Origin of the sequence: Streptomyces sp. 13-12-16 (assembly GCF_002114215.1) — a bacterium.
In the GTDB taxonomy this organism is placed as follows: Bacteria; Actinomycetota; Actinomycetes; order Streptomycetales; family Streptomycetaceae; genus Streptomyces.
The window spans coordinates 1-2,195 of the sequence record NZ_NCTE01000590.1 but is presented as its reverse complement, the minus strand read 5'-3'; the positions used below and the strand labels follow the sequence as shown (position 1 = coordinate 2,195).

Below are 2,195 nucleotides of genomic sequence, written 5' to 3'. Positions count from 1 at the left end.
TCGGCCGCGGGCGCGGCGGCCGGGGCGTCCGGGACCGTGAGGAAGCGGGTGCCCCACACGGCGGGCAGGGCGATCACCGCCGCGATCAGAGCGACCAGGGGCACGTCGGCGACACCGTAGGCGTCGAGCGCCCAGCCGCCGACGGCCGCGCCGGAGGCGACGCCGACGTTGGCCGCGGAGGCGCCCAGGGTCGCCGCCAGGTCGCCGCCCTCACCGGCCAGCGAGATGACCCGGAGCTGGAGCGAGGGGGTGACGCCGAAGCCGACGATGCCCCAGCCGGCCAGGGCCAGGCCGACGAGGAGGGCGTTGCCGCCGAAGGTGTACAGGCCGAGCAGCGCCACGATCAGGACCAGGTTGCCGACGAAGAGCGTCAGGGAGGCGTTGATGTCGGCGAACCGCCCTCCGGCGATCGTGCCGATCGCGCTGAACACGCCGAAGACCAGCAGGAACGCGCTCACCGCGCCGCCGGAGATGCCGGTGACGTCCTCCAGGAAGGGGGCGAGGTAGGTGAAGGCGACGAACTGCGAGCCCATCAGCAGCACCCCGGCCGCCAGCATGGCCAGGACCCGCGGGTGGAAGGCGTGCCGGGCCTGGGCGGCGAGGCCGCCGGAGCCGCTGCCGTGCACGGACGGCACGAACGCCAGGATCGCGGCCAGCGCGAGGACGCCCAGGACGACGACACCGGCGAAGGTGGCCTGCCAGCCGAGCCCCTGCCCGAGCAGCGTACCGAGGGGGACACCGAGCACGGTCGACACGGAGATGCCGCCGAAGACCAGGCCGACGGCCTGACCCCGGTGTTCCGGGGCGACCAGGCCGGTCGCCACCGCGGAGGCCGCGCCCAGGAACAGACCGTGCAGCGCGCCGCACAGCGCACGGGCGACGATCAGCAGCCCGAACGCCCCGGCGAAGACGGCCACCAGGTTGCCGAGGACGAACACGCCGAGGGCGGACCACAGCAGGACGCGCCGGGGCATGCGGATGGTCGCCGCGGTGATGAGCGGACCGCCGATGGAGATGCCGAGGGCGTAGGCGGTGACCAGCAGGCCCGCCGTGCTGAGGGACACGTCCAGGTCGTCGGCGATCAGGCCGAGGACACCGACGATGACCAGTTCGGCGGTGCCGATGACGAACGCCCCCAGGCCCAGGGAGGCGAGTGCGAGCCTGCTGCGCCGCGCGCCGGGCTCGGTTGCGGTGGCGGTACTCATGGGTGAGCCCTTCCTTCGACTCGGTGACGGGGTGGGGTGGGGGCGCCGGTCAGGCGTACTGCAGGTTGAGCTCGGCGATCCGGCCGTCGCGCACGTCGAACTCGTAGTTGGCCTCGAAGCCGCCGGTCCCGCCGGGGGCGAAGCGGACGAGCAGGGTGGTGCCGCCCGGCTTGGGCGTGTTCTTCAGGACGGTGAGCCGCCCGCCGATCACCTCGTCGTCGGCCCAGTCGCGGATCTCGTCCCGGCCGTTGAACTCCCGGCCGACGTCGATGAGCCGGGCGTCCGGGTGGAAGGCGTCGACCAGGGCGTCCAGGTCCTCGGCGGCCACCGCGTCGACGTACGCCTGCGCGGCGGAGGGGACCTCCTCCCCGCCGGCGGCGGCCTCCTGCGGCGACGGGGCGCCGTCCGCCGAGCGGCCGGCGGCCGGGGCCTTCGAGGTCTGCGGGGCGGCGGAACCGGAGTCCGGGTCCGAGTCCGAGTCCGAGCACGCCGTCAACAGGGCGGCGGCCAGGGCGAGCGGGAGCAGTATGCGGTGCCTCACGGCACTCTCCTTGTCTGTAAGGACCGGGGACGGCACCGGGTCACCACGGGATCCTCCGCCGGTTGCGGAAGAACCCGCCGGTGGGCCCGGAGTCGGGGAGCGTGGCCAGCCAGGTCACCGTGTCGGCGCCCTTCTCGACGCCGGTGGGCGCCCAGGACCCGCCCATGTCGGTGCGCACCCAGCCGGGGCAGACGGCGTTGACCTTCACCGCGGGCCCGGCGGCGGACGACACCACCAGCGTCAGCGCGTTGAGCGCGGCCTTGGAGACGCCGTACGCGGCGGGCGACGGCACGTTGTCGGTCATGGCCCCCAGCCCGGAGGAGACGTTCACCACCCGGCCCCAGCCACGCCGTGCCATCGCCGGCACGAAGACCTGGCAGGTGTGGAAGGCGCCCATCAGGTTCACGTCGAGGGCCTCCCGCCAGGTGGCCTCGTCGACCTCGAAGAAC

Annotated in this window: 3 protein-coding genes; all 3 read right to left on the bottom strand. The window is 74.2% G+C overall.

The genetic code is table 11. The features are described from left to right. Window positions 1–1,205 (bottom strand): MFS transporter (locus B7767_RS23530; protein WP_085573947.1); only part of this gene is annotated, 1,205 nt, incomplete at its 3' end. A 49-nt stretch (window positions 1,206–1,254) separates the two neighbouring features. Beyond that, window positions 1,255–1,746 carry a nuclear transport factor 2 family protein gene (locus B7767_RS23525; protein WP_179167255.1) on the bottom strand — a complete coding sequence of 164 codons (492 nt, stop codon included), beginning with the start codon at window positions 1,744–1,746 and terminating at the stop codon, window positions 1,255–1,257. Between the two features lie 40 nt (window positions 1,747–1,786). Next, window positions 1,787–2,195: SDR family NAD(P)-dependent oxidoreductase (locus B7767_RS23520; RefSeq protein ID WP_143652604.1), on the bottom strand; the 409-nt coding region annotated here is incomplete at its 5' end.